The sequence below is a fragment of the Bacillus sp. SRL337 genome (assembly GCF_984799155.1).
Map to the genome: position 1 here is coordinate 1682540 of NZ_OZ481793.1, position 11162 is coordinate 1693701.

An 11162-nucleotide genomic window follows, 5' to 3' on the forward strand; every position below is an offset into this window, starting at 1 on the left:
GGACATGGGGAAAACAGCAGAGAAGGAAAAAAATGAAAAAACAACAAGCCGCTTTCAATGGGTTCTATTTGCAGGCATTATCCCTCTTCTGTTTGCCGTAGTCATTGCCCTTCTTGTAATGACGGTAGCAGGTGTGAACATTTTCGAAAAGGCAAAAGCGGCAGGGGAAAAGATCCCATTCATTTCATCAATGATCCCGACAGATGCAAAAGAAGAAGCGGCAAAGCTTGAGGAAAGGGTCCTTACCCTTCAAACGGAAATCGAGGAAAAGAATTCAGAAATAACCAGTCTTCAAGGCAAGATTGATTCACAGGAAAAGGATAAAGAAGGCTTGTTGCTTGAACAGGAACAGCTGCATGCAGAAATAGAGGAGCTACAGCAGATTCAACAGGAAAACAAACGGGCATTCAAAGAAATGGTCTCAACCTATGAATCCATGTCAGCAAAAAGTGCGGCGCCTGTACTCCTTAAAATGAAGAATGAGGAAGCAGTAAAAATATTATCCAATATAAAGCCTGCTGCCCTGGCAAAAATACTTGAAAAAATGCCTCCTGAAGATGCAGCGAAATATACTGAACTGCTTTCTGCTAAAGTTGATCAGGAATCCTAGGCAACGATTGAAAGGGGGTGAAAAAATGAACGTCGGAGCTATGCTCTCCATGCAAAATCTGGGTCAAATTACAAGTGAAAACGCAAGTCAAGCGGTTCAGCAAGGTGGACAAGGAGCTCATTTTAGCAATTTTCTAACCAAAGCAGCGAGTTCGGAGGAAACTACTGAACAGATGGACTCAGGAATAATGAATATCCTTAGACTCTTTCAAACTCTAAGTTCAGAAGATGTGAATGTCTTGGAAGGCAGTGAGGAATCTAGTTTGAATATGGAGCTTCTCCTTTCGCAGACAGGATCTGATAGACAAGAGCTATTTGCTGCTTTAGAGTCTGTTCTAAGTCAAATGATCAATACAGTTCCAGAATTAAAAGAGGTTTTGCCTGGCTTGAATGATGAAAATTTGGAAGAGAGTTTGTTTCAAGTGATTGAAACTATCGGTTTGCTGCCTGTTAAAGATCTTATGAAGATTGATTCGGCTGCTATGGAAATCATCATGAAAGCTGGAAAAACCTTTGAGATGGCTTCAAGGCAGTCTGATCTGAGCTTTAAGCAGGCTGAAAGGGCAGAAACACTGAGTCAAAACCTGAAGGCAATCACTCAGAAGCTAGAGCAGTTTTTAAATAAGGAAAATCAGAAAAACGGGAAATGGAAACAAATATTGGAAAAGGTTTTCTATACAGATGTCCAGACCAAGACACGGAATAACCATCTGACAACAAATCTCTTGTATAACAGGAATCTTGCTAACGAAAGAGTGCATCATCTAATCCCAACTGACCTGTCAGTGGGTAGGAAGGTAAGTGCCGAAGGTGAACAATCAACAAAGACTAGTGTTTCAACACCTTTTACTGGTTTCATGGGCCAGCAGATGGGCCGGGCAGAACAGTTCACACTCTTTGTGAATAAAAGCCAGCAGGGACCAACATACGAACAATTTGTTAAGGATTTTGCCAACATCATTGGTAAATCACAAATGGTGCAGACACCTAATATGAGCAAATTGTTGATAAAGCTTTATCCAGAACAGCTTGGTTCTTTGCGGATTGAGTTATTGCAGCAAAATGGTGTGATGACAGCGAAGATCCTTGCCAGCACAAAAGCGGCAAAAGATATTTTGGATTCCAACTTGACGGGGTTGAGGCATGCTTTGAGCAGCCAAAATCTCCAAGTGGATAAACTTGAAATAGCTCAGACATTCACAGAATCACAACAAAGGCATGAACGCCAGCCATCTCAACAGCAGAATGGCCAGCATCCAAAGGGCCAACCCGAACAGCAGCCAAATGACAAAGATGAAGCGGAATCAACATTTAAAGAATTCCTAATGAACAATGAAATATAGGTGATGACTATGTCAAATACGATTAATTCAAATTTACTGTATTCTTCCTTACAGCAAAAACAACGAGAAGGCGGAAATGATGTACTGGGAAAGGACGATTTCATGAAAATCTTGATGACCCAGCTGCAAAACCAGGATCCGCTCAATCCGATGCAGGATAAAGATTTCATTGCACAAATGGCCACTTTCTCAACCTTGGAACAGATTACAAATTTAAGCAAATCAATGGAGACTTTTATTGAGTCACAAGAGCAGAATAATTTGATTTCCTATAATCAGTTTGTCGGCAAAGAAATTACATGGCATAAGCTTGAAGAATCTACAGAAGGAAAGACAGAAATCCAAGAAGGAAAAGGGATTGTAGCCTCTGTCCGATTTAAAGACAGCGAGGTCCAATTTATCATGCAGGATGGAACAACCTTGGCTCCCGGAAACGTTTCCGAAGTGAATCATAAAGATGCATTGATTGGAACGAATTCCTTGGTGAACGCCAGCAGCCTGATTGGGAAAACTGTATATTGGAGTGGAAAAGGAGCAGAATCAGAATTACATAGCGCCGTTACGTCTGTGTCACAAAAAGACGGCAGTCTGTGGTTTCATCTTGAGAATGGAGAAAAAATAAAAGAAGATCAAATTATGAAAATTGAATGATAAAGGATGAGGTTGAATGCAAAGAAATGTTATCAATCGTTTGCCATCTCAACCAATTACATCACAATTTCCATCCAAGGGTTTCATCAATAAAACTCTGCCTTCAAAAACGTTCGCTGAAACGTTAAAAGAAACAGTCCATGGTAAGGGAAATACCCTTGCACTTAGCAAACATGCAGACTCGCGTCTAAAGCAGAGAGGAATAGTGATTCCTGCAGAAACCTGGAAAGAAGTTGAAAGTAAGGTTGCTCAAGCCAAGTCGAAAGGTGTGAAAGAATCGCTCGTCTTGCTGGACAATGCTGCTTTGATTGTAAGTGCCAAAAACTCTACAGTCATTACCGCAATGGACAGGAAAGAAGCAGGTTCTCAGATATTCACAAACATTGACGGAACGATAATCATAGATAAATAGGCTGGACCTTAAAAGGAAGCCGGTCACTGCTGACTGACAGATGCAGTGAAATATGAAAGGGGAAAATAATCATGCTACGATCTATGTACTCAGGAATCAGCGGAATGAAAAATTTCCAAACTAAACTTGATGTAATCGGAAATAATATCGCAAACGTAAATACGTATGGTTTTAAGAAAGGACGTGTAACCTTCAAAGATACAATGAATCAAACGATATCCGGCGCTTCGGCAGCACAAGATAACCGTGGAGGAAAAAACCCTATGCAGGTTGGCCTTGGCTCCACATTAGCGACCATCGATACCATTCATACGCAATCGAGTTTACAAACGACTGGTAGGTCATTGGATTTAGCTCTAAACGGAGATGGCTATTTTGTTGTCAAGCAAGGCGACCAGCAAATGTATTCGAGAGCAGGAAATTTTTATTTGGATGATAATGGTACCCTAGTTAATGGAGACGGAATGAAGGTTCAATCTTATGAAAATGGAGTTTTAGAAGATATTATTGTGAATGTTAATGCTACTCTTCCAGCTTTACCAACTACTGAAATAAAGATAGAGGGAAATCTTCCTGACACTGCAAGCCTAGCTGGTAATGCAGAGGGAAGTGTACAACAAATCAAGGTAGTTGCTAATTCTGGTAAAGAATTCACTTTAGATGTGCAATTCAAGCCTAATGGCTCAAACTGGGACCTTATTTTTACAAATCAAAACTCCGCGACAGCGCCCAAACCCCACGATGAAATAAGTGTAACGTTTGATAACGCTAGCTCTTCATTTATTCTCGCTGGTGCAGAAACTACAATTAATTTAAAGGAATTAGAAGTAACTACAGGAGATGAATTTATAAATTTTAATGATTTATCAAACTTAAAACAAGACTCTGATTCAATTACTGCCTTAGCTAACCCAAATGGTAATCTACAAGGAGCTTTGGAGAGCTTTAGTATAGGTTCTTTAGGAGAAATAAACGGGGTTTACTCAAATGGACAAATTAGGAATCTTGGAGATCTGGCTATCGCTAAGTTCAGTAATCCGTCTGGTTTGGCTAAAGCTGGTGGAAATATGTTCCAAGAATCTGTTAACTCTGGAACAGCTAACATCAATATTCCAGGACAAGGCCGAGGTACAATCGCATCGGGATCTCTGGAAATGTCCAACGTTGACCTTTCTGAAGAATTCACTGAAATGATTACAGCTCAGCGCGGATTCCAGGCAAATACGAGAATCATCACGACATCCGATGAAATCCTTCAAGAGCTTGTGAACCTGAAACGATAATAGAGTGCAAGGGAGGGACAGGGCTGGATAAGTTCAGCCCTGACTATAAGTTGATTAAACTCACGAAGTTAAATGGAAAAATGTTCTCACTAAATTGTCTATATATAGAAAGTGCTGAAGCCTTTCCTGACACGACCATCACACTTACAAACGGTAAGAAATTCGTCGTGAAAGAGACTATGGAAGAGGTGGAGGAAAGAACCATCACTTTTTATAGAAAGATAAATGTACTGGGACTCAGAAATACCGCGGGGGTACACGATGAAGAATAAATTACTTACTATTACGCTGATATTGCTTGTAACGATTACGTTGGTAGGAGTGCTTGCCCTCATTGTAGTAATGAAATTCAACGATGATGAAGTGAAAGAACCAAGTATAGATGAAGTAATAGAAGCATCTGTAGATGTACCGGAAATTACCACAAATCTTATGAGCGGCGATTATATCCGAATCTCCTTCAAAATCCAAACGGACAGCAAGAAAGCAAAAGAAGAACTTGAGAAGAGAGACTTCCAGGTGAAAAATATCATAATAGAAGAGCTTTCGGAAATGAAGTCAGAACAATTGCAAGGAAAAGAAGGAAAGCAGCAGCTCGAGTCCACCATTAAGGAAAAAGCAAACAGCCTTATGCAAGAGGGGAAAGTAGAAAAGGTATATATCACCTCTTATATGATTCAATGACAATACATCTGGAGGAAACGGGGGTGAGGAAGTGTCCAGTGAAGTTCTTTCGCAAAATGAAATAGATGCATTATTATCGGCGTTATCCACAGGGGAAATGAGTGCCGATGATTTCAAGAAAGAAGAGGAACAGAAAAAAGTAAAAGTTTATGATTTTAAAAGAGCTCTCAGATTTTCAAAAGACCAAATAAGAAGTTTGACAAGAATCCATGAAAATTTCGCCAGGATCCTGACCACCTATTTTTCAGCACAGCTACGGACGTATGTTCAAATATCGGTTGTTTCAACTGACCAGGTCCCATTTGAAGAATTTGTAAGGTCGGTACCGAAAATGACACTACTGAATATCTTTGACGTTCCCCCCCTGGACGGGCACATCTTGATGGAAGTGAATCCAAATATCGGATATGCAATGATGGACAGGGTAATGGGCGGAAGAGGGACCGGCATGAATAAAATTGAAAATTTAACAGAGATCGAGACAAAGATCATGTCTAACCTCTTTGAAAGAGCATTTGATAACTTGCGGGATGCCTGGAGCAATATAGCAGAAATAGATCCGATGTTGTCTGAGTTTGAAGTGAATCCGCAGTTCCTGCAAATGGTTTCCCCCAATGAGACCGTGGTAGTCATCTCGATGAACACGACAATAGGCGAAACAAGCGGAATGATCAACATATGTATCCCGCATGTAGTATTGGAGCCTATTATCCCTAAGTTGTCTGTAAGTTACTGGATGCAGACAAAACAAAAGGATAAAAACCCAAAGGATACAGAAAATCTCGAAAAAAGAATAAAAACAGCCCAGGTGCCAGTTACGGCAGAACTCGGGAACGCTGATATAACGATAGATGACTTCCTTATGCTTGATATCGGGGATGTCATCCAGCTGAATAGACGAATTGACGATCCATTGCTGATCAAGGTAGGGGAAATACCAAAATTCACTGGTCAGCCAGGTGAGTTGAATAAACGATTAGCCGTACAAATTTTGGATTCTTTGAAGGGGGGAGAAGAGGATGATGAGTGATGATATGTTATCACAAGATGAAATAGATGCCTTATTGAGAGGCACAGCCAGCGAAGAGAAAGAAACAGTACAAGCTTCTTCTCAAATGTTGAATGTAGAAAACTACCTAAGTGAATTTGAACAGGATGCTCTTGGAGAAATAGGGAACATTTCATTTGGCAGCTCGGCCACTGCACTTTCTACACTCCTGAATCAGAAGGTGGAAATTACAACGCCTAAAGTGTCCATTTTAGAAAGAAGCAAGTTGGAAGATGACTTTCCGCATCCTTATGTCGCTATACAAGTGCAATATACCGAAGGGTTCTCTGGTGCTAATCTCCTGGTCATAAAGCAGGAGGATGCCGCGATTATAGCAGATCTTATGCTGGGAGGAGATGGATTGAATCCTTCCGGAGGGCTTGGCGAAATTCAGATCAGTGCTGTTCAGGAAGCCATGAATCAGATGATGGGTTCTGCAGCAACCTCCATGTCCACTGTATTCAGCAAAAAGGTGGATATTTCACCACCTACGGTCGATATGTTGTATCTTCCGGAAGGAGAGGGTGCTGACACTATCCCTCAGCAGGATCTGCTTACAAAAATATCATTCTCGTTAAAAGTGGGAGAATTGATTGACAGCAACATCATGCAGCTCCTGCCGCTGCCATTTGCTAAACAACTTGTAGATGAATTAACAAATAATAACTCAACTTCGACAAATTCCGATATAATGGAACAAGACAATGTTGATGGAGGGTTCATCATCGAACAGGCTCCTTCTGCAGGAGCGAAACCTGAACCCCATGAAGAAGTCTACAGTGAAACTCCTGCTGGACGTGAAGCTGTACAGGAGAAGGCGCAGCCACAGCATTTTGGCGGTAACCAAAGTTTTGAGCAGCCAGTGCAAGTACAATCGGCTTCTTTTACAAGCTTTGAACAGTCTTCTGTGCATAAACCTGAAAGCAAAAATCTGGATATGCTCCTGGATATTCCGCTGAATGTCACGGTTGAATTGGGGAGGACAAAGCGTTCCGTAAAAGACATACTGGAGTTATCATCCGGTTCAATCATTGAGCTGGACAAGCTTGCCGGCGAACCTGTTGATGTCTTGGTCAACAGCAGGTTGATTGCCAAAGGCGAAGTTGTTGTCATCGATGAAAACTTCGGTGTTAGAATAACGGACATTGTCAGCCAATCAGATCGATTAAAAAAATTAAAGTAAAAACGGGGGAAAACAAAATGGCAAATAAAATTTTAATAGTTGACGATGCAGCTTTCATGAGAATGATGATTAAGGACATTCTCTCCAAAAATGGGTTTGAAGTAGTTGGTGAGGCGGCAGATGGAAACCAAGCTGTTGAGAAATATAAAGAATTGAGCCCGGACCTGGTCACAATGGATATCACCATGCCTGAAAAAGATGGCATTGCTGCACTTAAAGAGATTAAGGCGGTTGACGAAAATGCAAAAATCATTATGTGTTCCGCTATGGGGCAGCAAGCAATGGTTATTGACGCCATACAGGCAGGTGCGAAAGATTTCATTGTCAAGCCGTTCCAGGCAGACCGTGTAATCGAGGCGATCCAGAAGGCGCTGAGTTAAATTTACTATAACGACTATTTATCACTATGAATGAAGTGTACACAATGAGCAACAGAATTTAGGAGAAGGTGCTTTTTTTGAGGAACATAATTAGGAAGCTTTTTTTCATTATGATTTTTGCAGCTGTTATGCATATGCTTGGAAATACTCAGGCATATGCAGAGTTTGATGGAACTGTTGATGATTACTTGGAACAGCCTGAAGAGCATAATGAAGAAAGCCCGCCCGCTGCAGAGAAGGAAGTAAGTGTCGATGAAGTCTCCACAGGCGTTTCAGCATTGGATTATTTGAAAATGGTATTTGCACTGATATTTGTTATTGCATTGATTTATTTCTTACTTAAATTCATTAATCAAAAAAGCAAATCTTTTCAGCAGACCAAATTAATCCACAACCTTGGGGGAACGCCGCTCGGAGGAAATCGTTCTGTTCAGCTTGTAAAAGTTGGCGAAAGAGTCCTTGTTCTTGGAGTTGGTGAGGATATTCAACTTTTGAAAGAAATCGATGGTAAAGAAGAAAAGGAGGATATCCTTAGTTTTTATGACGAGAAACCTCAAGGGTTACAGCAGCCGAAGGATATGATGATGCAATGGATGGGGAAAAAAACGGGTACAATCTCACCGAAGGCTGAAGAAAACCAGTCTTTTCAAGATTTATTAAAATCCCAAATCGAGGACATAAGGAAAGGCAGAAAAAAGATGCTCAATGATTTGAAGGACAGGGAGAAAGATAAAGATGAATGAATTTATGGAGTTTTTTAATTCAACTTCTCCTGACTCCGTTTCTACGTCCATCAAGCTTCTTCTGCTTTTCACTGTCTTATCCATAGCTCCCGGGATCCTTATACTGATGACATCTTTTACAAGAATCGTCATCGTCCTGTCGTTTGTCAGGACCTCGCTGGCAACTCAGCAAATGCCTCCGAATCAAGTATTGGTCGGATTGTCGCTTTTCTTGACTTTCTTTATTATGGCGCCGACATTTCAAGAGGTGAACGAAAATGCGTTAACCCCATTGTTTAATGAAGAGATTAATTTGGAACAGGCCTATGAAAATGCAGCTGTCCCTTTCAAAGACTTTATGAGTAAGCATACAAGACAAAAGGATTTGGAGTTATTTCTTAACTACTCCGGAGCAGAGCGCCCTGAATCTATAGAGGATATCCCCTTAACATCGCTGGTTCCTGCTTTTGCCCTTAGTGAAATCAAGACTGCCTTTCAAATCGGTTTCATGATCTTTATTCCTTTCCTTGTCATTGATATGGTTGTGGCAAGTATTCTGATGTCCATGGGGATGATGATGCTGCCGCCGGTCATGATATCACTGCCATTTAAGATCTTGCTGTTTGTACTGGTGGACGGCTGGTACCTTGTCGTAAAATCTCTGCTTCAAAGCTTTTAAGTAGGTGAATAAACATGAATGCTGAATCGGTAATCGCATTAGCTGAAAGAGGAGTTTATACAACGTTAGTTATTTGTGGTCCGCTGCTGCTCTTGGCACTGGTTGTCGGATTGGTGGTAAGTATATTCCAGGCCACAACACAAATTCAAGAACAAACTCTTGCCTTCATCCCCAAAATAGTTGCTGTCCTTGTGGGTGTTGTCTTTTTCGGACCGTGGATGCTGACCAAACTGGTCACATACGCTTCCGAGATTTTCTCAAATCTTAATAGGTTTGTAGGTTAATAGAATGGAAGAACTGATTCCAAGCCTCTCCATTTTTTTATTGGTTTTTATGAGGGTGTCCGCTTTTTTTATAACCCTCCCGCTTTTTTCCTACAGGTCCATACCTGCACAGCACCGCATAGGCTTTGCCGGAGTGATTTCCTGGATCATGTATTATACGATAGATGCTGCTCCAATGGCCATTGATGCTGCATATATCCTACTGATCATGAAAGAAGCCGTGATAGGATTATTGATCGGTTTCACAGCCTACATGATCATTTCGGCCATTCAAGTTGCCGGAAGTTTCATTGATTTCCAAATGGGGTTTGCTATTGCCAATGTCATTGATCCGCAAACTGGAGCCCAGTCTCCACTAGTTGGACAATATTTATACACTTTTGGTCTGCTTCTGTTACTTGCGTTGGATGGACACCACCTGCTGCTTGATGGTGTTTTCTACAGCTATCAGTTCATTCCAATCGATCAGGCCTGGGTCCCTTTTGGTGATGAGAATCTTGTTGAATACATTATTAAAACCTTTAATTCGGTATTCATTATCGCTTTTCAAATGTCCATACCGGTGGTGGCAACACTGTTTCTGGTAGATGTCGCATTAGGGATCGTAGCGAGGACTGTTCCGCAGTTAAATATATTTGTTGTTGGATTCCCTATTAAGATAGCAGTAAGTTTCCTTGTGCTATTCATTGTGCTGGGTGCGATGATGGCCCTGATGCAGCAGATGTTTGAATTGATGATTTATACAATGAGGGATTTAATGAAAATTATCGGAGGCGCTTAATGTGAAATTGCTTTCCCTTGATCTGCAGTTTTTTGCAGGTGAGAAAACTGAAAAAGCCACACCGAAAAAACGCCAGGATTCAAGGAAGAAAGGACAAACAGCCAAGAGTCAGGATGTTAATACAGCTGTCATTTTGCTTGCTGTATTTTTATTTTTGACTTTTAGTGCTTCTTTTTTTGGAAACATCATCTTTGATCTATTTCGGGTCTCTTTCCAGGATTATATGCTGATGGACTTGACAGAAGAGTCCTTTATGCTGATTGTCATGGAGGTTCTAAAAGAAGTTGCCATTCTGCTTGGCCCCATTATGCTGGTTGCCTTGCTGGCGGGGGTTTTTTCAAACTATGTACAAGTTGGCGTCATGTTTACGGCTGAGCCATTACAGCCCAAATTGGAAAAGATTGATCCAATCAAAGGGGCGAAGCGGATATTTTCTTTAAGGGCAATCGTAGAATTGTTGAAGTCGATATTGAAAATCGGATTTGTTGGTGCCATCACGTTTGTCATATTGTGGATGAACATTGATGAGGTCCTTGGTTTATCCTTCAAGACCATTCATGACTCATTGGCTGCGATGGCGTCATTGACTGTTCAAATGGGGATTGCCGCTTCATTGGCATTGCTATTTCTATCCGTTTTTGACTATCTATATCAGAAATATGATTTCGAAAAAAATATCCGGATGTCCAAGCAGGATATCAAAGATGAACATAAAAACTCTGAAGGTGACCCGCTGATCAAATCTAAAATTAAGCAAAGGCAGCGGGAAATGGCCATGAGAAGGATGATGCAGGAGGTTCCTGAAGCCGATGTGGTCATCACCAACCCAACTCATTATGCCATTGCTTTGAAGTATGATGAAAGTAAATCGGATGCTCCTTATGTGGTGGCAAAAGGAGTGGATTACCTGGCGCAGAAAATAAAATTCATTGCCGGTGAAAATGACATCATTATGGTCGAGAACAGACCGCTGGCGAGATCGTTATATGACAGTGCCGAAATTGGTGAGGCTATACCGGAAGACTTCTTTAAAGCGGTCGCAGAGATATTGGCTTATGTCTATCGAATGAAAAATCAGCTGTAACAGCTGAAGTTAGGGGGGA

15 protein-coding genes are annotated in these 11162 nt (G+C 41.1%); all 15 read left to right on the forward strand.

The annotated features are described in order from the left end of the window. Window positions 1–4 precede the first annotated feature (4 nt). The 15 genes from AC4E8A_RS08215 to flhB all read left to right on the forward strand — a co-directional run bounded on the left by AC4E8A_RS08215 (window position 5) and on the right by flhB (window position 11143). Window positions 5–610: a MotE family protein gene (locus AC4E8A_RS08215; protein WP_490197906.1), complete on the forward strand. Its 606-nt coding sequence runs from the start codon at window positions 5–7 to the stop codon at window positions 608–610. 25 nt (window positions 611–635) lie between these two features. Continuing rightward, window positions 636–1952, forward strand: coding sequence for a flagellar hook-length control protein FliK (locus AC4E8A_RS08220; protein ID WP_490197908.1), 1317 nt, complete (start codon window positions 636–638; stop codon window positions 1950–1952). Window positions 1953–1961: 9 nt separating this feature from the next. Beyond that, window positions 1962–2603 carry a flagellar hook assembly protein FlgD gene (flgD, locus tag AC4E8A_RS08225; RefSeq protein WP_490197910.1) on the forward strand — a complete coding sequence of 214 codons (642 nt, stop codon included), beginning with the start codon at window positions 1962–1964 and terminating at the stop codon, window positions 2601–2603. A gap of 16 nt (window positions 2604–2619) precedes the next feature. Beyond that, complete coding sequence (locus AC4E8A_RS08230; protein ID WP_490197911.1) at window positions 2620–3015, forward strand: TIGR02530 family flagellar biosynthesis protein; 396 nt, start codon at window positions 2620–2622, stop codon at window positions 3013–3015. A gap of 71 nt (window positions 3016–3086) precedes the next feature. Further along, complete coding sequence (locus AC4E8A_RS08235; protein ID WP_490197912.1) at window positions 3087–4298, forward strand: flagellar hook protein FlgE; 1212 nt, start codon at window positions 3087–3089, stop codon at window positions 4296–4298. 50 nt (window positions 4299–4348) lie between these two features. Continuing rightward, entirely contained in the window at window positions 4349–4570 is a 222-nt protein-coding gene (locus AC4E8A_RS08240; protein WP_490197913.1) for a flagellar FlbD family protein, read from the forward strand. Further along, the gene (fliL, locus tag AC4E8A_RS08245) at window positions 4560–4982 is read left to right on the forward strand and encodes a flagellar basal body-associated protein FliL (protein ID WP_490197914.1); all 423 of its coding nucleotides are present in this window, start codon (window positions 4560–4562) and stop codon (window positions 4980–4982) included. Before AC4E8A_RS08240 ends, fliL begins: the two co-directional genes overlap by 11 nt. A 31-nt stretch (window positions 4983–5013) precedes the next feature. Further along, window positions 5014–6012, forward strand: coding sequence for a flagellar motor switch protein FliM (gene fliM, locus AC4E8A_RS08250; protein WP_490197915.1), 999 nt, complete (start codon window positions 5014–5016; stop codon window positions 6010–6012). Further along, window positions 6002–7213, forward strand: a complete 1212-nt coding sequence (gene fliY, locus AC4E8A_RS08255) for a flagellar motor switch phosphatase FliY (protein WP_490197917.1) — start codon at window positions 6002–6004, stop codon at window positions 7211–7213. The genes fliM and fliY overlap by 11 nt, the downstream gene beginning before the upstream one ends. A 17-nt stretch (window positions 7214–7230) precedes the next feature. Then, window positions 7231–7593, forward strand: coding sequence for a response regulator (locus tag AC4E8A_RS08260; RefSeq protein ID WP_490197918.1), 363 nt, complete (start codon window positions 7231–7233; stop codon window positions 7591–7593). Window positions 7594–7670: 77 nt separating this feature from the next. Next, window positions 7671–8336 (forward strand): flagellar biosynthetic protein FliO, encoded by a 666-nt coding sequence (gene fliO / locus AC4E8A_RS08265; RefSeq protein WP_490197920.1) that lies wholly within the window; start codon window positions 7671–7673, stop codon window positions 8334–8336. Further along, entirely contained in the window at window positions 8329–8994 is a 666-nt protein-coding gene (gene fliP / locus AC4E8A_RS08270) for a flagellar type III secretion system pore protein FliP (RefSeq protein WP_490197922.1), read from the forward strand. Before fliO ends, fliP begins: the two co-directional genes overlap by 8 nt. Before the next feature lie 14 nt (window positions 8995–9008). Next, window positions 9009–9278, forward strand: a complete 270-nt coding sequence (gene fliQ, locus AC4E8A_RS08275) for a flagellar biosynthesis protein FliQ (RefSeq protein WP_490197923.1) — start codon at window positions 9009–9011, stop codon at window positions 9276–9278. A 4-nt stretch (window positions 9279–9282) separates the two neighbouring features. Beyond that, window positions 9283–10059, forward strand: a complete 777-nt coding sequence (gene fliR, locus AC4E8A_RS08280) for a flagellar biosynthetic protein FliR (RefSeq protein WP_490197924.1) — start codon at window positions 9283–9285, stop codon at window positions 10057–10059. Between the two features lies 1 nt (window position 10060). Beyond that, window positions 10061–11143, forward strand: a complete 1083-nt coding sequence (gene flhB / locus AC4E8A_RS08285) for a flagellar biosynthesis protein FlhB (protein WP_490197925.1) — start codon at window positions 10061–10063, stop codon at window positions 11141–11143. Window positions 11144–11162 lie beyond the last annotated feature (19 nt).